The sequence below is a fragment of the Neobacillus endophyticus genome (assembly GCF_013248975.1).
Lineage (GTDB): Bacteria > Bacillota > Bacilli > Bacillales > Cytobacillaceae > Neobacillus > Neobacillus endophyticus.
Window position 1 is genome coordinate 708,682 of the sequence record NZ_JABRWH010000001.1, and the last position, 18,816, is coordinate 727,497.

16 protein-coding genes, 1 pseudogene and 1 riboswitch are annotated in these 18,816 nt (G+C 35.5%); of the genes and pseudogenes, 2 read left to right on the forward strand and 15 right to left on the reverse strand.

From position 1 onward, the window contains the following. Positions 1–132: 132 nt before the first annotated feature. A complete protein-coding gene (locus HPT25_RS03500; protein ID WP_173059997.1) occupies positions 133–1,551 on the reverse strand; it encodes a PTS mannitol transporter subunit IIBC in 1,419 nt (472 codons plus the stop codon). A 441-nt stretch (positions 1,552–1,992) separates the two neighbouring features. Continuing rightward, entirely contained in the window at positions 1,993–2,751 is a 759-nt protein-coding gene (locus HPT25_RS03505) for a carboxymuconolactone decarboxylase family protein (RefSeq protein ID WP_173059999.1), read from the reverse strand. Positions 2,752–2,966: 215 nt separating this feature from the next. On the opposite strand from HPT25_RS03505, the gene HPT25_RS03510 reads away from it, so the two are divergent. Next, positions 2,967–3,512 (forward strand): TetR/AcrR family transcriptional regulator, encoded by a 546-nt coding sequence (locus HPT25_RS03510; protein ID WP_173060002.1) that lies wholly within the window; start codon positions 2,967–2,969, stop codon positions 3,510–3,512. 88 nt (positions 3,513–3,600) lie between these two features. Here HPT25_RS03510 and HPT25_RS03515 read toward each other — a convergent pair whose 3' ends face one another. The 7 genes and pseudogenes from HPT25_RS03515 to HPT25_RS03545 all read right to left on the reverse strand — a co-directional run bounded on the left by HPT25_RS03515 (position 3,601) and on the right by HPT25_RS03545 (position 8,487). Beyond that, positions 3,601–4,590 (reverse strand): aldo/keto reductase, encoded by a 990-nt coding sequence (locus tag HPT25_RS03515; protein ID WP_173060005.1) that lies wholly within the window; start codon positions 4,588–4,590, stop codon positions 3,601–3,603. Between the two features lie 426 nt (positions 4,591–5,016). Next, positions 5,017–5,601, reverse strand: a pseudogene (locus tag HPT25_RS03520) (sulfite exporter TauE/SafE family protein); the annotation flags it as partial. Between the two features lie 399 nt (positions 5,602–6,000). Further along, a complete protein-coding gene (locus tag HPT25_RS03525) occupies positions 6,001–6,183 on the reverse strand; it encodes a spore germination protein (RefSeq protein WP_173060011.1) in 183 nt (60 codons plus the stop codon). 169 nt (positions 6,184–6,352) lie between these two features. Next, a complete protein-coding gene (locus HPT25_RS03530; protein WP_173060016.1) occupies positions 6,353–6,577 on the reverse strand; it encodes a spore germination protein in 225 nt (74 codons plus the stop codon). Between the two features lie 34 nt (positions 6,578–6,611). After that, positions 6,612–6,857: a spore germination protein gene (locus tag HPT25_RS03535; protein WP_376767906.1), complete on the reverse strand. Its 246-nt coding sequence runs from the start codon at positions 6,855–6,857 to the stop codon at positions 6,612–6,614. Positions 6,858–7,247: 390 nt separating this feature from the next. After that, positions 7,248–8,042 (reverse strand): prolipoprotein diacylglyceryl transferase, encoded by a 795-nt coding sequence (gene lgt / locus HPT25_RS03540; protein ID WP_173060019.1) that lies wholly within the window; start codon positions 8,040–8,042, stop codon positions 7,248–7,250. Between the two features lie 274 nt (positions 8,043–8,316). Next, positions 8,317–8,487 (reverse strand): hypothetical protein, encoded by a 171-nt coding sequence (locus tag HPT25_RS03545; protein WP_173060021.1) that lies wholly within the window; start codon positions 8,485–8,487, stop codon positions 8,317–8,319. Positions 8,488–8,535: 48 nt separating this feature from the next. On the opposite strand from HPT25_RS03545, the gene HPT25_RS03550 reads away from it, so the two are divergent. Next, complete coding sequence (locus HPT25_RS03550) at positions 8,536–8,784, forward strand: hypothetical protein (RefSeq protein WP_173060024.1); 249 nt, start codon at positions 8,536–8,538, stop codon at positions 8,782–8,784. A 463-nt stretch (positions 8,785–9,247) separates the two neighbouring features. Next, positions 9,248–9,311: riboswitch (Fluoride riboswitch) on the reverse strand. 1,336 nt (positions 9,312–10,647) lie between these two features. Here the strand turns inward: HPT25_RS03550 and HPT25_RS03555 are convergent. The 6 genes from HPT25_RS03555 to HPT25_RS03580 all read right to left on the reverse strand — a co-directional run bounded on the left by HPT25_RS03555 (position 10,648) and on the right by HPT25_RS03580 (position 18,800). Next, positions 10,648–11,454, reverse strand: a complete 807-nt coding sequence (locus HPT25_RS03555) for a DUF5677 domain-containing protein (RefSeq protein WP_173060027.1) — start codon at positions 11,452–11,454, stop codon at positions 10,648–10,650. A 294-nt stretch (positions 11,455–11,748) separates the two neighbouring features. After that, positions 11,749–12,210, reverse strand: coding sequence for a hypothetical protein (locus tag HPT25_RS03560; protein ID WP_173060029.1), 462 nt, complete (start codon positions 12,208–12,210; stop codon positions 11,749–11,751). A gap of 218 nt (positions 12,211–12,428) precedes the next feature. After that, the gene (locus HPT25_RS03565) at positions 12,429–14,276 is read right to left on the reverse strand and encodes a TnsD family Tn7-like transposition protein (RefSeq protein WP_173060032.1); all 1,848 of its coding nucleotides are present in this window, start codon (positions 14,274–14,276) and stop codon (positions 12,429–12,431) included. A gap of 1 nt (position 14,277) precedes the next feature. Continuing rightward, complete coding sequence (locus tag HPT25_RS03570) at positions 14,278–15,855, reverse strand: ATP-binding protein (protein ID WP_173060035.1); 1,578 nt, start codon at positions 15,853–15,855, stop codon at positions 14,278–14,280. Beyond that, positions 15,848–17,971 carry a TnsB C-terminal domain-containing protein gene (locus HPT25_RS03575; protein WP_173060038.1) on the reverse strand — a complete coding sequence of 708 codons (2,124 nt, stop codon included), beginning with the start codon at positions 17,969–17,971 and terminating at the stop codon, positions 15,848–15,850. Before HPT25_RS03575 ends, HPT25_RS03570 begins: the two co-directional genes overlap by 8 nt. Further along, positions 17,937–18,800 (reverse strand): TnsA endonuclease C-terminal domain-containing protein, encoded by an 864-nt coding sequence (locus HPT25_RS03580; RefSeq protein ID WP_173060041.1) that lies wholly within the window; start codon positions 18,798–18,800, stop codon positions 17,937–17,939. Before HPT25_RS03580 ends, HPT25_RS03575 begins: the two co-directional genes overlap by 35 nt. Between the last annotated feature and the right edge of the window lie 16 nt (positions 18,801–18,816).

Consider the following 18,816-nt stretch of genomic DNA (forward strand, 5'->3'; position numbering starts at 1 on the left):
CTAATTAGTCAATGGAGTTGTTGACATTTTTAAAATAAACGCCATTAGAACTTCTTGTAGATTGGAGCGAAAATCAACAGATACGGTTAATAATAAAAGCCTAGAGCAATAGTCTAGGCTTGATTTACTGGCTTACTTTTTCAAAGAGTTCACTAACTCATCATATTTAGGGCTGTTCAAGAAGTTTTCTACTGAAATATGAGTAACGTGAGGAAGCTTAGCCTTCGCACGATCTGTTAAATCTTTATGCGTCACAACGATATCGGCATCTGCTGGCAGGTTATTAATGGCTGTGTTGATGACCGTAATATCCAATCCTGCTTTCTGCACTTTATTTCGTAGAATGGAAGCACCCATTGCGCTTGAACCCATACCGGCATCACAGGCGAAAACAATTTTGTTTACTTGGTCAGGGTTAACAGCTGTTGCTGATTGTGTTAAGGCAGATGAAACGGAACTTTTCTTCCCTTTCAGCTCTTCCATTTTTGCTGTTGCCGTAGAAAGATCTTCCTCTGTTGACTTGCTTGTTTTTAAAATCAACGATGCTACTAAGAAGGAAACGACTGCCGCTACAAAGACCCCTGCAAGTACTCCAAAATATCCGCCTCTTGGTGTCATAGCCAGGTAGGCAAAGATACTTCCAGGTGATGGAGCTGCTACAAGTCCGGCATGGAAAATCGTAAATGTTAATGTTCCAGAAACGCCCCCAGCCATTGTGGCTAAAATTAATGATGGCTTCATTAAAATGTATGGGAAGTAAATTTCATGAATACCGCCAAAGAAATGAATGATAGCTGCACCTGGTGCTGTATTTTTTGCTGTTCCTTTTCCAAATAACATATAAGCAAGTAAGACACCTAAACCAGGACCAGGGTTTGATTCTAACATGAATAGAATGGATTTCCCTGCATGTGCAGCTTGTTCTACACCCAATGGGCTCAAAATTCCGTGGTTAATTGCATTATTTAAGAATAATACCTTTGCTGGTTCAATAAAGACGTTTGCTAATGGTAAAATGTGATGATTGACGATAAATTGCACGCCTGATGCTAATACTTTACTGATGGCTTCAACAACTGGACCGATTAATTTGAAGGCGATTAACGTTAAGGCACCGCCAAGAATTCCGGCAGAGAAGTTATTTACCAACATTTCGAAGCCTGCTTTAATTTTTCCGTGAACAAGCTTATCAAAGCCTTTAATCACAACACCGCCGATAGGTCCCATGATCATAGCACCAAGAAACATGGGAATATCTGTTCCGACAATGACACCCATTGTCGCAATAGCCCCAACTACACCTCCGCGGGTGTCATACACCATTTTACCTCCAGTAAAACCGATTAATAATGGCAGCAAGTAGGTAATCATAGGCCCAACTAGTTTGGCTAAACTTGCATTTGGCAGCCATCCTGATGGGATAAATAGTGCGGTAATTAACCCCCAGGCAATAAACGCTCCGATATTAGGCATCACCATTCCGCTCAAAAAGCTGCCAAACTTCTGAACTTTAACTTTGAAGTCTGATTTATTCTCAACTGTATTATTCATTGATGATTTCCCCTTTCTTTTGTTTAACTCTATATCTTTAATATTAAAGCGGTTTCAACCCATATTCCATCATTACAAAAATGCATTTTGTCAAACTGGTTGTTGACATTTCTAAAAAATTAAATCGAATGTACCATAATAGAGTACTATTTCGGTGCCATTATCCTAGCATGTTCATTGCATAGGAAAAGGCTGCCAGCATGTCGGCAGCCTAAGTTTGATACTCCGTTAAATATTTTATTTATTAAAATCGAAACTCATCCAATCTCTATTAACATAGTTTACAGCTAACTATAAGTCAAAAGCTGATAAAGACTTCTTATCTATACACACATTCTCCTTTTCACCCCTTCAGAATTTTCTAGATACAACTCATTTTGCTGAGAAAAGCCTTAATTAATGTAGCATTGCATCAGAACTACTATTGGGAGAAAAATTATTTCATTGATTTTCGAGAATAACTTCATTTATACAACTTATAGCGTTAAGTGTTCTCGGAAAGCCCATATATGGAAGACAGTGGGTGATGGCAGAGATCAGAGTTTCCTTGTCATTGCCTACATATTTGTTACCCAGCACATGTGACTTTACTTGGCTTTCACAACCGCCTATCGCACTGATAATACAAAGTGTCAACAACTCCCGTGTTTTCAAATCAAGTCCCTCGCGGGTGTAAAAGTCTCCAAAGCAAAAAGCTGAAAGATAATCCTGGATATGCATTAGATTTGCTGTGGCAGCCTCACGCATTTTTGAAATGATATCACCAAAAATCTCTACTTGTGTTGCAAGTCCTTTCTCGAAACGATTACCTTCATCTACAGTCTTTTGGCTTTCAATTGGTAAAGCGATATTCTTTGCTTTGAAAACCTCATTGACTTCATTGATGGCGTTTAATGTTTTGGGAAATCCAATGTATGGAGCACACTGGTAAACAGCCTCTTTGATTTCTACAGGTGTGAGCCCAACGTTTAGTGTTGCACCAACATGCGCCTTAAGCTGAGGCAGCGTCTGGTTGGCAGCAAGCACTACCAGAGTGATCAACTCACGTTGCTTGTCATCCAGATCACCTTGATAAAAAACTTCTCCAAAAATGAAGCGGCTAAGAATGTCCTGAAAATCAGGATCGGTAGCGTATGCAGCTGGTACTCCATTTCCAAAAAGCTGTTTATATTTTTCCTTGCTCTTTTCAACACGGTCCATAAATAAGCCTCCTGTTTAAAGTTAATTTACTTTTCTAATTTCAAAAGTCAACTAAACATGATGCCTTAAAATTAATATTGATTGATTAATCAACATCTGTTTATAATTATAAAAAACCTCTTTATACTTTCAATGGTTAAATGAACGCAATTCGTTGATTACTCAACAAATCAATTAAAATTGTTGATTATCTTTAGAAAGATTGGTGAATGAAAATGTCTAAGGTAGATAGAAGAATAGCCAAAAGCCAAGGTGCAATAAAAAATGCTGTAATCGAACTGATGTCTGAAAAGAGTTTTGACGAAATTACGATTCAGGATATTGCTGACAGAGCAGATGTTAATAGAGGAACCATCTATCTTCATTACACGGATAAATATGACCTATTGGATAAAATGATTGAAGAACATATGAACAATCTCCGAGAGCTTTGCCAATCAGCCTCTGAGATGACGTTTCAAGAAGGAAATTATGTCTGGTACGAATACTTTGAGCATAATTATTTATTTTTTTCTACGATGTTAGCTAGTAAAGGTGCCCCATATTTTCGTAGTCGTTTTCTCGATCTAGTCATCGAAGAGTTTAGAGCTGAGGTGGATACAACTGAAGGGAAAAATCAAGGATTGAGTGAAGAGATTATTCTTCAATTTTTTGGTTCAGCGGTTGTTGGAGCTGTGGAATGGTGGTTCAAGAATGGAATGCCATTGCCAACTCGTGTCATGGCAGAACAAACAGGGGCATTGTTAGATAGAAATCTATAAGTTGATTGATTACTGAAAAGAAATAACCCTGACTTATACAATGGAAGCCAGGGTTTTGCCTTTTAGAAAAACTATTGATGAAACATTATTACTTAGAACCTAAAGCACCAACTACGGGATGTGGAACATAAAGCTCTTCCAAATACGCAACTTCTTCAGAAGTTAACTTAACCGATAGAGCACCTACGGAATCTTCAAGATGAGTCATTTTCGTTGCACCAATAATTGGAGCTGTGACTGGTTCTTTCTGCAATAACCAGGCGAGTGCGATTTGGGCTCTTGGCACACCATGTTTTTTGGCAATTTCCGCAACTCGCTCCACAACGAGACGGTCATTATTTTCAGTGGCATCATATTTAGATTTTTGAACTTGGTCCGTTTCGGAGCGAAGAGTGTCTTCCGACCAATCACGGGTTAATCTACCTGATGCAAGTGGGCTATATGGGATCACACCGATATTTTCTTCCTTACAAAGCGGCAGCATCTCCCGTTCCTCCTCACGGTATATGAGGTTGAGATGATTTTGCATCGTTACAAATCTAGTCCACCCATTTTTCTCCGCCACATGTAACGCCTTCAAAAACTGCCACGCGTACATAGCAGAAGCACCTATGTATCTTACCTTACCTGCCTTCACTAAGTCATGGAGTGTTTCCATCGTCTCTTCAATTGGGGTGTTGTAATCCCAGCGATGAATTTGGTACAGATCCACATAATCCGTTCCGAGCCGTTTAAGACTTTTATCAATTTCGCTCATAATATGCTTACGGGAAAGACCTGAACCATTAGGACCTTTATGCATAGGGAAATAAACTTTCGTTGCAAGGACAATTTCGTCCCGATTGGCATAATCTTTTAGGGCACGTCCCACGAATTCCTCACTTGTTCCGTCTGAATAAACGTTTGCAGTATCAAAAAAATTGATACCTAAATCAAGAGCTTTTTTAATAATGGTACGGCTGTTTTCCTCATTAACCACCCATGGATGAACCCAACGTTCCGCTTCTCCAAAACCCATACAACCAAGGCAAAGTCTTGATACATCTAATCCCGTGTTACCAAGTTTGGTATATTCCATTTGCAAGTCCCCACTTTCCATATAATGAAGTCTTTTACCTTTTCATTTTAAGTATAAATATTTACGTGATTCTTACAATTGTTAAATAGCTTAATTTTGTTAATTTTTGAACAAATCCAATAAAATTGTTCATTATTTTTCAAGTGTATAGTGAACGGTTGGACTCGCTGGTTTTTCTTTCCCCATATGAAATCTCACTACTCGTGGATCATCATCCAACCCTTTTTTATTTATAAACATGAGTCTTTGTTTCTCAGCGTTTTGAAAACATTAAAAAGCAGTGTGATTTCTAAATGTGAAATCCACTGGCTTTTTAAATTCCTATTTTCATAAGACCACATATCTTGGCGATAACTTAATTTAAGTGAATAACTTAACAATATCACTATTATAGAGTCCTTTTTATTCTGTTAATCTTGAAAAAACTTATAAAATTGCTATCCAAATTTTCAATGCTGTCACTAAAATTAAAATACCCATTATACTTTGCAAAACTTTTGTGTTCACTCTTTTTCCTGTGTTGGCTCCTATAGGAGAAGCAATTAGACCTGCAACAACCATAATAAGTGAAGGCAGGATTGGAACTTGCCCTGTTGCAATTTTTCCCGAAACAGCCCCAACTGACGAAATAAGTGTAATTGCTAAGGAAGAGGCAATTGTCATTCTTGTTGATATATTTAAAACAACAAGCATGATAGGAACTAAAAGAAATGCTCCTCCTGCCCCTACTATGCCAGCCCCTATGCCTACTGCAAAAGCAAATAATGATGCAAGCCATTTGTTAAATTTCACTTGTTCTAAAGGGATATCATCAATACCCTTTTTAGCAACAAGCATCAAGACAACAGCAATAAGAGCTAAAATACCATAAACGATATTAATTCCACTTTCGGGTATGTGAGTAGAGCCAAATCCCCCAATAAAACTTCCAATCAAAATACTAATTCCCATGTAAGTAATTAACGTTTTATTTAAATAACCTCCCTTACGGTATGCCAAAACACCACCAACTGGTTTGTTGACTTACTGGAAAAATTAAATGTTTTTTCACCCTAAATTCCCGGTATTTATCCTGATTATTAGACATATTCAAATAAGCCACGGAGTATATTGGATTAATCAAATTGAATCAGAGAGGGCGTTCGCCATAACCGCTGTAAGGCTAATGGCTTAATGAAAAAAATAATTAAAGCTTGGATGAGGGTCGCCTTTTTTATTGGGCTAACTTGGAAGAATAGTAAAGCGGAATTATTACTTATAACAAATTCATAAATCATAAAGGCAGGTAAAAAATGTGGTAGGTGTTGTAAAATAAATAATTATTAAAATTTAGTATTGCTAAATGGCCAGCAAAAATTTTGCACTTTTTTTACTAGTTACTCCCGAAAGTTGTATAGAACCCCCGCGGAATTATGGTAATTGATTCGTCGCGCTTACACCGGTATTGGTTATAATTATTGTTCCTGTGTTGCCTTGTCCAGCCGCATAAATTGATTTTGATACAGATTTCGGTGAATTAATAACTGACCCACCGAAGTTGACAACCCCTCCTGAAATCTTACCAATATTGATACAATCCTTTTTAACAACCAAATTTATTCCCCCCTAAAGTCACTCTTAAAATAGGTGCAGGCTGGTATACTTATTTATATAAGAGATAACCATTTAGTTCTGGTAGGGCCTGGGTTGACGGACATGTAAAAAAGCACCAAGGAATGTTCGTGCGTACGGCTTCTCATTCCTTGGTCTTTTTTTTACTATTTTAGTTATTTCTAATAATTGGCTGATCGATTACATTGATGTCCATATAATTTGTAGCACTTCCGATGGTATTTGTTACCACTGCTCCCCCTGTGTTACCTCCTCCTGAGCCTAAATGAGTTTTTGATGCAGTCTTTGGTGTGATAAAGGATACATCACCAAATTTAACAATACCATTTGTTGTAACACTTTCTATTGTTAATGGTCCATTAATAATTGCTGGCATTTTGGCATCTCTCCGTTTCTTTCAAGTTATCGCTTTAATTATTCCCAGAAACTGGTTGGTCAATTGCACTCGGATCTACATAATTCGTAGCACTTGCACCTGTATTTGTTATCACTAGTGCCCCTGTGTTAAAACCTCCGGCACCACCAGGGGTTTTAGATGCAACCTTTGGTGAAATAAATAGGGAATCACCAAAGTCTACGACCCCGTTTCCAGTGATATTATTTATGTTAATGGGTCCACCGATAATCGCAGGCATATTGGCAGTCATCCTTTTCATTTAAGTAAACTCGTTTTAATACATTATGCGTAATTCCTGTTCTTGTGCTTTTATTGCAGGCGTCTTTTCTTTTGGATATTTATCTGCAAAGAAAACCTAACTGTATAAGTGACACAGTTTTATTAAAGTTCTGCAATTTCAACTTAAAGTACAGGTGTTTTAGTACCATTAGGAATAAAATTTAAGAGCCTAAAATATGCAAATATTTATGGACTACTTGCGTATTTTGGCTCTTTTTAAATTTATATAATCAGAAAAAGTTGCGAAAATTTGTAGGCAGTATAATTGGAAATATATTGTCGGATTAAAGCTTAGGTAAGAACTTACAGATCTTAAAAAAGCGATAAAAGAACGGCTGAAACCTCTAGCCCTTAAACCTACTATGTGTTTTTAGTTCAAAGTTCTTGCTTTTTTATATTTTACATCCCTTAACGTTAGATAAATCATAAATCCGAGGTCAACTATAATAATGGCAATTGCTGACCATTGCCCACCAGTAAAATGATAATAGCGAGGGGAGTCTCCCCGAAAATACTCTAAAATGAATCGTTCAAAGAAATAGAGAAAAACGTAAAATGAGAGAATCCATCCTTTAACTAACCGTTGACCAGCAAATATAAGAATCATAAATAAGATACAGAAAAGAATCATATCTCCTTGGCTTTCCCAAACTTCAGCAGGCCACAATGGTTGGCTACCATAGTAATTGTAGGCATAAGAACCTTTTGGATACACAATACCAAAATTCCCTCCTGTGGGACTTCCAAAGGCATCTCCATTCATAAAACAAGCAATTCGGCCAATGCCTTGAGCCAAAATCATAGCCGGTGAAAGATAATCAGCAAATTCTAAAAAACTTATTTTATGATAACGTGAGTAAATAAATAATGTATCAATCCCTCCAGCAATCGCCCCTTCTACTGAAATACCTCCTGTCCAAATTTCAAGAATTTGGAGTGGGTGTTTCGAATATGTCGGCCATTGAAACACAAAGACATGCCAAATTCGAGCCCCAATTATTGCACCAACCACACCGTAAATAAGGAAGTTTTGTAAATGCTGATAGTAAATGGTCTTTCTTGTTAAAGCCAGGCCAACACCAAAGCCGAGTAAAATAGCAAGAAGCGAGAGTACTGCATGTGTTTGAACCTCATAGCCAAAAAGGTTAAATAAATCCTTATGCATTGTTTTAATACATCCCTTCAACATATCTGTAAGTTATTTTTATTATTGATAGAAATAGTTAAACTCAAAAATTAGCATTCAATTACTTTATTGATCGTATAAGGGGTTCACCTAAAGTGGACCCAGAAGTAAGAACTGGTAAAACGGAAATTTTGTTCGTACTTATGGAAAACATAAATGAAGGGCGTTACTAAATGAAACGCCTTTGAATTAACTAAACACCAAATTCTTTTGTCTGGTACCTGTCATTATGACTTAGTTCTTTTTATAATTTTCAAATGTAAGCAGAAGAGTGCAAAATGAACAAACTGCAATGACAAAATACGATGACTAAAAAGATTAAAATTAAATGACTAGGTCTTGAAGGTTCATATTCCTTTAAAAAGAGTTGATAAATAATTCCTCCAAGCGTAACCCCAAAACTTATGCCAATGGTCCTGGACATATTAAAACTCCTCCTGCAATCCTTAATTCATTTTTAGGGGCATTGCCCATGATACTACTATTATTCGGAGGAGTAAACATTTCAACGCCTAAACCAAGTAAGAAGAGACCGATACATGTGATGATATCGATTCCAGTTAAATCGATCACAGTTAACGCAAAAGAACCAAGTGTGGCCATCGACAGACCCAATAGCGGGGTAATGGATGCAGAAGATTCTATAAAAATTCATCTCCATGAAATAATTAACCCAAAACGAAAATTTCAAGCAGCAAAAATCATTCGTATTTGCAGGTAATTCCTATTTTTTACGTTATCAAATATGGCAGCAAGAGTAAACTGCAACAAAATTATAGGGTATAAAAATTTGTTATATATATGGATTTAAATCAGTAACTTAACCGTCTATGGAGTAAGATCATGTTACGAGTTAAGGGATTGTTGTGGAGGTTGTTTCTTTGAATATTAAAAATTTGAAAATGTTTTGTTTAGTAGTAGATGAAGGGAGTAAAGCCAAGCGGAGAGATTATCCCAGCCAGCTGTAACCATCATTTAACCAATTGGAAAATTTATATAGGACATTATTATTTGATCGAACGGAGGGGAAAATGAAATTAACGGAAACAGGAAGAATGTTATATCCTTTTGCAAAATCAATTGTCAATAACTTTAATCAATTTAGTTAACATTTTAAACAATTCCTTTTTCAATCGGGTTAGGTACAAAGAAAAACTCCTGCCGAAGAAATAGTTAAAGCACTATCTTCGACAGGAGTCATCAGCCTTAAGGCGGCAGTTAATGGCGAACTCCATCGCCCGAATTTCTTTAATGACATATTAACAAAAACTTTCTTTCTAATTTACAAAGTTGTTCACACATAAAATTCTTTGTCCATCATTTTTTCCTTCCTCCTTCCGCTCTAAGCCTTCTCCTACTTGGTCTCCCGCCTTCTCTCCATCTTTTGGAATAGAAAAAAGTTTGTCCCGCTTTTTTCCCACTTTTGCTCAAACTTGTACCAAATTTTCTTGGTCTCAGACATAAAAAACTTTGTCCAAAAATCCTGTATTTCTCCTGCATTTTCTCCAGTTTCCACCCTGCCTTTCTTATTTTCCTCCTGCATTTCCTCATTCCCCGCTCTTTTTCATACCTTTGGGGTTCTTACGAACCCCCTCTTGCTTTTCATTCAATCGCTGTTTAATCCAGCTTTTCTCTTGCTTTTCTTCCTTCCATTTCCTCACGCTTTTCCTCACTCTTTTTTCAGTCTTTTGGGTTCGTAAGAACCCTTCAAACATTCCACTCAAACGTTGTTATATCAAGGATTTCCCCTTCATTTCTTCCCGCATTTTTCCGCTCTGCTTTTTCCCGCTCTTTTCCATGCATTTGGGTTCGTAAGAACCCTTCGCACTTTTCATTCAAATTTTTTTATATCAGGATTTTCTCCTTCTTTATTTCTGCTTTTTTATCCAAGCAAAAAGAATGAGATTCCTCTTCCCACCCTTTCTTCCTTGCTTTTCTTCCTGCCATTTTCCCGCCCTCTTTTCAGGCATTCGGGGTTCGTAAGAACCCCCTCATACTTTCATTCAAACGTTTCTATATCAGGATTATTTCCGTCTTTTCTTCATACCTTTTTTCCAGCCTTTTTCTCAATCTTTTTCAGGCTTTTGGGTTCGCAAGAACCCTTCAGTATGCTCATTCAAACGTTGTAATATCAAGGTTATTCCCTGTTTTTCTTCCTCCTTTTCCCGCTCATTTTTTCATGCTTTTGGGGTTCATAAGAACCCTTCACACTTTTCATTCAACCGTTGATAGGACAAGGTTCTCTCCTATTTTTTCTCACTTTCATTCATACAAAAAAGGGTGGGATTCCTGTTTCCACCCTTTTCCCCTTCTATTTATTCACATATTATCCACATATTATCAACAGGAATATTAGAACTTTAATTGATTACTCTATAGGTTTGTTTGGTGATTCTGGTGTTTATTTTGGATTACATTGGCTTTTATTCCTGCTTTTTTTCATGTTAAAAAGACCGAAGGGCTATCAGGCTTTCACCCGATATTCCTTCAGTCTTGACCATACTTTTTTATTTAAGGACATGGTTTATTGTGTAAGGACAATGATTTTTAGATGTGTACAAAGAAAAGAAAAAAGGAATAAGGATTAAAGGTAATTTACTAAATCTGTACTTCGATATTCTTTTCGTAAATCTTCCCATTCTGTAAACAAGTCAATTACCCACTTTTCAGCATAATCAATTCTCAAAAAATTCATCGCCGTAACTAAAACTCTTATAGCAACTTCAATGACATAATTTAAAATCTCACATTCTCTTTGTGGTTGATGTTGCATGTTACCAAAATTAAAACTATCTTGACCATTCATAGCCCCGTATGATATGTACGTAGTTGGATTATAATGCACGTAACTATTGAACTTTTTATAGATTCCATTATAAATATCCAGATTATTAGTTTTCTTAGCAAATCTATAGATATTTTTAAATAAAATAATGTCATTTTCTTCTACCTTATTGACTGCCTTCTTTATTTCATTTAGCATTCTTTTATCAGCTTGCCCCTGAAAAACTATTTTATATCCCACTTTATTATTCAACATTTGTTTTAGCTGATATTTGTTTAGTAAATCATAACTACGAATTACTTCCTCTTTCTGTATTGAATTAGTTACATAACATAAATGAAAATAACTTTCTATTAAAGTTCTAACCAGTGGTATTGCTTCAACATAACCATTTTTTAAATCTTCATCATCAAGATTCACTAATATCTTAATCGCTTTATAATTTCTTTTACATTTTAGATAAGTATGATAAAAGTATTGTCTTAAAGATTCTTCTACGTTTTCCTTAAATTCTTTAAGATTCTCTAAATAATAAAATACCTCAAACAATTCATCAGAATATACATTAAGTTTATCCAATAAATTATAAACAGCAGTATCCGACATTTTTCCCCTCCTCCAACATTCAGGAATAATAGTATCTTATGACTTTATTTAGGATATAGATATTCAATAGAAAAACATGCCATCTCTAATAATCAATCTTTTACAAAATGGTATAATTCAAGAAAAGAAAAAGCAAATTATGGTTTCTAAGTAGTTCAGTTTTGAAGTAGAAAATCTAAAATATTTACTAAATTCGCAAGGTAAATAAACGATAAAAAGGCATTAAAATTAACCTTGAAAAACTCTTGGAAAAAATCCAAGTGTTTTGTTGTTCTAAAGGAATAGCAACTTTTCTTATTTAATGTCATTAATTAATTTTCCATCTTCTTTTTTGTCTAACAAATTAATACTATCATTGGTTATTTCATACTTCCAACTACTCATAGCCTTTGTTCCATTAACTGTGATATTGTAATTCTTTGATAGTGTGACGATATAATTGTTGCCTTCTTTTTCAGCCCGAATTGACATATCTAACTTGGTGGTGTTTCCTTTTTTTCCTCCAATCTGAATCGTCTTTGAAATGGTGTCACCACTTTTCAGCGTTGTTGGAAATTTAATATCTGTCGTATCTGTTTCTGTGCTGTTGTATTTGTCTATGGCTTTTTTTACTGCACTTCCTAATGATAATTCATTAATTTTTTTGCTGTTTGCACTTTGATTGTTTGCAGAAACGTGGTTGCCTTTATTTAAACTACATCCAAAAAGAGAAAGACAAAGCAACAAAACCGCACTTAATAATAATATATTTTTCATAAAAAGCCCTCCTGATATTTAAGCTACTCCCTTATTTGACGAATGAAGGAAACTATAGTTTCAATATCGTTCAAACGTACAATTAACTTTTAATATTCATTACAAAGAAGGCGAATACCCTAAACCGAAACTACCATAAATGGGTTAGCCTCGGAAACTTCCCTCTTCTCCTTAAAAAAACAAGCAAATCCTACAAAATATATTCCGAAAACTTATACTCATTTTCTGTTTCTACGGATATCATTTAATACTTCCAGCCATTTCTCCCCATATGGTAATCCAGCCATTCTTATAATCTTCCAATCTGGTAATACTTCTTCTTGTGTTTCCATTGTATCTATCACGTATTCAACTCTTCTTTTTTGAAAGTCACTTACTGATTCCAAATGTTTTTTCAAGTAGAGCTTTGTTCTGGGGAGTTTGTACAACTTCTTCTCTAAAAGGGCTTCCCTTTTTATCAACGAACCTACCTTAGCAACCGTAATGCGGACAGGTTTTTGGTCTCTATTCAACAATTGATTTACAGCACTAACAACTTCATCTAAAATTTCGTTATCCCGCTTATTCCAATCAACTCTCTTCTTTTTCGATGGCTGATTTAATATTGGACTCTTCATTCTAAGCCATTCACGATTTGCTCTATATAACCGCATATATAATGCTTTATTTGCCATTCTTAGTTGCTTAACTGACATATTGGGATTTTCCTTTATCAAACCTTTCCAGTCCTTTTGGTCAACAGATAATTCAGTTTCATCAACCACAATCTTTTCATTATAATCATTAGATAGAAAGTGTTTAATTGTTTTAGGGTCAGCCCCCATCTTTCGTGAAAGCTCTCGTAAACTTATATCCAGTTGAGATTGCTCCTTTAATTTCGCTTCCCAAATTGAACCATAAGATTTTACTCTTGTCTTACTGTAACGGTCCATCTCTGATTTATCTGGTCCTCTCCTTGTATATGTAAAATTACAGTGTGGACACATAAATGTTCCAATCGGACTCTTCGTATTATCGGAAAGGGTTAAATCCATGCTGTTAATCACATTTTGTTTATATGAATTACACACTGGATTTAAACATGGCCAAGGGGGAAATACAAATGGAGAACCTATTTCTTCATTGAACGTTTCTTCCACCGATATATCTAATGCGGACATTATCAACAAATGACGTATAGGGTGAAATGAATTCTTATGCTTTTGCACAATCATAGATAACCAGTCTCCTTTACCAGTTAAAGAACTATGAAATATATCCAAAACGGAGCGTTCATATTTTCCAAGAAAGAATTCTCGCCAATCATCTTGTTTTACTCGTTTACTGTAATAAGCCAGTCCTTTTGCAATTAGAGCATATGTATATTTCTCCCTAAACCATTGCAACTCTTTATTTTCAAATTTTTTATTTATAAGATTGATAACTAAGGGAGTCAGTTCTTTTAGATGTGCAATATAATTTTCTCTTACTTTATTTGAGATATTATTTAAAACATTTGATTCTTCACTTGCAACGCAATTCTTATTTGTAGGAAACTCAAACCTATGTTTCCCTCCGCCACTTGTTAAAACAGAACTATTATATAAAGGAGTATAATGCTCCAAGCAACATTCAATTCCGCTAATCTGATGCAGTCTGTGGAAGTATGGCTCTCCGTATTTTGCCATATCAATTTCATAACAGTGTTTACAGAACCTAAGAAATTTAATTTGAGGAATACCACTTGCACTAATTCCAGCCCTTACATAAATATCTTTTCCATCATTACTCAACATAGACTGATAGATTTCTTCTGCCTGTCTTAGAGGTAAAAATGCAGAATAAAAGGGATACAATGTATGATTGATAATAAATTGTTCCGCATTATAATTTGCAAATGGAGGCATATTTGCAATTAATGCATTAATGCCAGAGGGTAAGAAAGCCGAAGCTGTTATACTTCGACTCGAAAATAAATCCTTTATTGTAGCTTTTTCGTAAACATTTCCGCTTCTCTTATGAAATCTGGCACAAATACTATAAAACAGTTCGTCTGGGTAAGGAGTATTAAAGAATAGGAGACTCAATTTACACAACTCCTTCCAAGGATTTGATAATACCAGCTCGTTTCAAGGATTGATATGCAGATAGACCTTGTTCTTTCCCCTCTTTTACAATTGTTAGCAAATTAGGGCTTGATTCTTTTTTTAGCTCCTGTGTATTTTCCTGCACTTTAATTAAAGAATATTGATAAGCTAACTTTGCCAACTCATTAACATCTTGAACAGTTTTCTCTTTAAGAACAGATTTAACCATTTGTTTCGCTGTTTCTTTTGACAAACCTAACAAATTTAGACGAAATACCGCCTCCTCCTGCAACTGTTCCTTAGATACTGTATTGTTTATTGCCTTCGTTGCATTAATAAAACTATTTTTCCCTAATTCTATCCGCTCTCTTTCTATTGCGGTTTCATAAGGAAAGTATATGTCTTCATATTTTGCAATTTCGTGAATATCCCCACTACGTAAAGCCCTTAGCATGGGTTGAACAAGTTTTAAGTTTTCACTTGCAACCTGGGATATAAGTCTTGGTGAAAGTTCCTCTCTTCCTGTTGCGATACTACGGGTTTGTGCCAAGGCATATGTTTTTAAACAGATATCGAGGATGCCCTGACTACTTTCATAGAGAACGTCAACAAACTCGTCAGTTAAATCCACTGGTTTCCTAACCCATTGATAATTCCACAATGTTTCAATAAATAAACGCCAATAGGCATCATTCTCCATGCGATTGAAAATCATATCGCTCTGTCCGCTCCTCCTTGCTTGACGAAATTCTCTTTGTAAAACATTCATGGCAGACGGAGTGCCTATAAGACATATTGGAATTGACAGGATATTGCTTAAAGTGACAAAGAAATTTAGCATTAGCTTAGCCCCGACTCCTTTTAGACTAAGATGTTGAACTTCATCGATGCACAAAAAACCCAAGTTTATCCCCCGACATACAGTAGTCATAATAGGCATGAGAGTATTCACAGATAACTTATTTGACCTCCCAAATTTATTAAAATAATCTGTTCCTAAAATGTTGTCTATAGAAATAAAAAATTGATTTACAAGCCCTTTAACAGAACCATCATGGGGACAATTTAATTGTAACCAAACTAACTGAGTAGATGAAAAGGGATTCCCTCTATAATCAGAATGAATCAGCACCTGTGGATAACAACAGTTTAGTATCCTTGTGATAGAAGATGACTTTCCAGCTCCAGGGATGCCTATACAGCTCATACTTTTAGGTGAGGTATCATTAATCCATATATCATTTTGAATATCAGGTAATTTTTCGGAAAAACTTCTTGCATATTCAGGCTTCATTGGATTTCTCCCAACATATCCTTGTCGGATAAGCGTTCCTATTTTGTCATTCAATATCAGATGATTAGGAAATACCTGGAATATATTGAATAGACGTTGGATTAAATGAAAACGGTGATGGCTCTCCATTTCTCTTTCCGATACATCAAACATAGGGTAGTAACTCAATTTACCAATTACTTCTTCCTTGGAATAGATTGGGGGCAACGCTTCGATTAGGGGATTGCCTTTGTATTCTTCTATCACCTGCTCACTATAATTTGCATGGATAAATGAACTATTCATCTTTATTTCCCAATCCCTTCTGCTGAAATTTCCTTAGCAATTGTAAATCATCTTGGAAATCTATTACTTTATCAGCTTTATTAAGTTCTTCATGTACTTGCTTCTTAATTAATGGAGCATGGTCAACTTGTACGGTTTCTTTTCGGACTCTTTCAATTTCCTGTTTTCGATTTTCCTTAATATTTTTTAATCTTTGATTTTTACTAATATTTATTCTATCTTTTTTGCTTTTCTTTTCAGCCTCTTTTACAATTTCCTCGACTTGTTCCATTAAGTTAATTCTCTCTTTTAACCCTGATTTTTTATGTTGTTTGGTTTGCATCTCTATTTCTTGCAAATAATTTACATCTTCCAGTGTTTTCTCTTTGTAACGTGATTGATGTTCTAATAAAAAACATCGTTCAAAACTGTGTTTGTCCTTGTTATGCAGATAAATGATTCCAACATCTCTTGGGTCATAGGTAATCGTAACCTTTTTTCTTCCAAAAAATCTCGATTCAACAAACCACTGCTCCCGCAGTGCAGTTTCATTAGTGTAGAACATCCCATTCCACTTAATACCAAACTCAGTCACCGATGCCTGGGAAGAAGGCAAGAGCATCAGCATAAGTTGTTCTCTACTTATCGTTCTTAGCTTTCCTGCTCTATTTTTCATGCCCCATTCAAATAGTTTTACAGGTATAGGAGGAACACCGTCCTTAATCATTTCTTCATCTCGTATATAGTTTTCTATTACAAAATTATTGTTGTAGTGAATGGCACATAGTATAACAATTTTCATAAAATCCTTAAGTGTTAAAACTGATGACAACCTATAATCCTTTGCCCCCCTAACTTTGAAGTCTGATTGAATAGCACCAGGAAGAATCGGTTTAACTTGACGGTTAAGGATAGCGAACTGCTGTTCCACCAAAGATTTGAAGTCGCCACGAAATGGCGGACTATTCTCAATTTTTATATTCAATCTTTCCGTCAGTAAAGTTGAAGCATGAGATAATAATTCTGCCCTGTCTGCCACAATACACTCAGGTAGATGTGCAGTCGACCACTCATGTTCTTTTATTTCGATACCAAATCTTTGGCAAAATTCCACTTTGTTCTCAACCATATTCATTAGTGCAATTCTTGCTTGTTCAAAGTTAGGCCCCTCCAAACAAACATGGACTGATAAAATCATTCTGGAGAATATGTCCTTTACAAAATACACTATGCCCCTTCCAATGATGGATTGGCGGTCAAATTCACTACACAAATATACGTCAGAAACAGTTGAATCAATTAATACTTTTTGCCCTGGTGAACGAACTTCTTGTTGTACACTTCCCAGAACAGGGCGGTGTTTTAATTCGAAGTTTTTTTTCCCATGTCTTTTAATTAGCCGATAAGATAAATTTTCATTTTTGCGTAACCAATACAAAAATTGATTATATGTAGGCAATTTATTAGGGTCATTTTCCAATACATCTCTAAAATATTCTTTTAAGGTTTGCTCAAAAGCATAGCGGACAGTCACATTATTTTGTCGAAGATAAAATTTGGCTATTCCAAGATGGAATTTTTCCTTCGTATATTGGTCAATGTTAACACCCTCACCCATAATCTCCTCCATTTTCCTTGGACGACCTCTTTTGTTATCACCGCTATTCTTCTGAACCCCGATTCCGCCACAATTTTGAAAATCGGGTAAGAGGGCGTTTACGTGCATTCCACGTTTCCAATATCTTTTCAAACATCGATTTATTTTCTTCGAGTTCACGTTTAAATCCTCGGAAACCTTCTTTACAATTTCGCTCCTTGTTTTGGAGTTCAAGAGATTTATAACCCCATGACTTAAAAGTTGATTAATAATTTCCCATGATTCATTCCTCAATGTTTTTGCTTTCTCACTGATTTCCTCTTCTCTAATAATCAAATTGAAAGGGTCATCCTCTAAGATGACAACTTCTCCAATTACTAAACCATCCTCAATCTCTAAAATCTTTTTAATCTTTGGCAACGTATTATCAAAAACATTAATTAGAAAGCAAGAATCATACCTTTCATCTATCCAAATAATCCTTTCAATGTTATTTGGGTCATTTCTATATTGGATTAGCATATTTATAGTTAGAACCATTATTATCCACCTCTGTTCTTGTTAGAATTTGAACTGAATTGCATGGTTGGTTAAAAGAGATTGCTTCATTCATATTTACACTTAGAATTTTCCTGGCTAAAAGATGTTTGTAAATTGCAATCCCAGTCCCCTGGTCAATATTAAATTCGTTATCAAACATGCTTAGAATTTCGTTTATTTGCTTTGTTTCACTATTACCAATCATGTCAACAAGACGGTTTTTCAAAAATCCCTGCATTTTATCTTTAATGCCGTATTCCTCCAAATGGAAATAGGGATGAATGAATTCTATATTCTTTGCAACCATCAAAGGTATCTCTTTATTCGTAATAATTCCGTATTCTACTCCCCTGGCTTCCCAATATTTTTTCATTATTTCAAAGCGTTCGATTACCTGTTTATTTTCTAACTGCCTGTAATCCTTTACAGACCTGGCAAAATAGCTTAGTTCTCCGTTTTCATCTTTTTCTGTGATTAAAAAGGTCGTTGTAAGAATAAGTGGCTCTCCAGTTTTTTGATTAACCAAACGCTTAAGCAGTTCTTCATCCAAATTCGGAATAATCTCTTCCATACCTTCTAACAGAGGATAATGTTCCCGAATATCTTCCTTTCCTGCAAATTCATATATGTAGAACAGTCTTGTCTCTGAATCTGATAAAAAATGATGAACCCTTCCACTAAGCCCTTTAATACGACTGATTCTTCCTTTCGAAGATACCCGTATTACATCCAAAAACGGTTTGTACGCTATCCCCTCTCCTTGACCGTATCCTTCTTCTATCAATTTTGCTATTTTCTTTGTTGTTTGTTCATATTTTAAAACGGGCATTTTTCTCAATCCTTTC

Coding starts and splice junctions, on each gene's coding strand:
- HPT25_RS03500 (WP_173059997.1), bottom strand. CDS start 1,551: ATGAATAATACAGTTGAGAATAAATCAGACTTCAAAGTTAAAGTTCAG.
- HPT25_RS03505 (WP_173059999.1), bottom strand. CDS start 2,751: ATGGACCGTGTTGAAAAGAGCAAGGAAAAATATAAACAGCTTTTTGGA.
- HPT25_RS03510 (WP_173060002.1), top strand. CDS start 2,967: ATGTCTAAGGTAGATAGAAGAATAGCCAAAAGCCAAGGTGCAATAAAA.
- HPT25_RS03515 (WP_173060005.1), bottom strand. CDS start 4,590: ATGGAATATACCAAACTTGGTAACACGGGATTAGATGTATCAAGACTT.
- HPT25_RS03530 (WP_173060016.1), bottom strand. CDS start 6,577: ATGCCAGCAATTATTAATGGACCATTAACAATAGAAAGTGTTACAACA.
- HPT25_RS03535 (WP_376767906.1), bottom strand. CDS start 6,857: ATGAAAAGGATGACTGCCAATATGCCTGCGATTATCGGTGGACCCATT.
- lgt (WP_173060019.1), bottom strand. CDS start 8,042: ATGCATAAGGATTTATTTAACCTTTTTGGCTATGAGGTTCAAACACAT.
- HPT25_RS03545 (WP_173060021.1), bottom strand. CDS start 8,487: ATGTCCAGGACCATTGGCATAAGTTTTGGGGTTACGCTTGGAGGAATT.
- HPT25_RS03550 (WP_173060024.1), top strand. CDS start 8,536: ATGATACTACTATTATTCGGAGGAGTAAACATTTCAACGCCTAAACCA.
- HPT25_RS03555 (WP_173060027.1), bottom strand. CDS start 11,454: ATGTCGGATACTGCTGTTTATAATTTATTGGATAAACTTAATGTATAT.
- HPT25_RS03560 (WP_173060029.1), bottom strand. CDS start 12,210: ATGAAAAATATATTATTATTAAGTGCGGTTTTGTTGCTTTGTCTTTCT.
- HPT25_RS03570 (WP_173060035.1), bottom strand. CDS start 15,855: ATGAATAGTTCATTTATCCATGCAAATTATAGTGAGCAGGTGATAGAA.
- HPT25_RS03575 (WP_173060038.1), bottom strand. CDS start 17,971: ATGGTTCTAACTATAAATATGCTAATCCAATATAGAAATGACCCAAAT.
- HPT25_RS03580 (WP_173060041.1), bottom strand. CDS start 18,800: ATGCCCGTTTTAAAATATGAACAAACAACAAAGAAAATAGCAAAATTG.